Raw genomic sequence first — 294 nt, 5'->3', positions numbered from 1 at the left:
ACAAAGCCCCATGGTCAGATAATGGTTCGGCTAAAAATCCTGCTCTCTTGCCGCTTGAAGGCTTAGCGAAGGGTCAATACTTCTACGAAGTGGATTTGAACGGCAATACTACAGGTAAAGATGGACAAGCTCTTCTTGACCAACTTCGCACTAATGGAACATATGCTTACCAAGCGACTGTTAAAGTCTATGGTGCTAAAGATGGAAAAGCAGATTTAACCAATCTCGTAGCTACAAAAAATGTAACTGTTAACTTGAACGGCCTTGTTTCAAAAGAAGCAGTCAAAGACTCAG

1 protein-coding gene is annotated in these 294 nt (G+C 41.8%); it reads left to right on the top strand.

Translation table 11 applies throughout. The features are described from left to right. Window positions 1–294, top strand: a 294-nt coding sequence (locus HMPREF2780_RS07545) for an SSURE domain-containing protein (protein ID WP_199774054.1), incomplete at both ends; no start/stop codon positions are given.

It is taken from the genome of Streptococcus sp. HMSC062B01, from assembly GCF_001811085.1.
Taxonomy (GTDB): Bacteria; Bacillota; Bacilli; order Lactobacillales; family Streptococcaceae; genus Streptococcus; species Streptococcus gordonii.
Note: the sequence above shows the minus strand (reverse complement) of the source record. Positions and strands in the feature narration are given on the sequence as shown.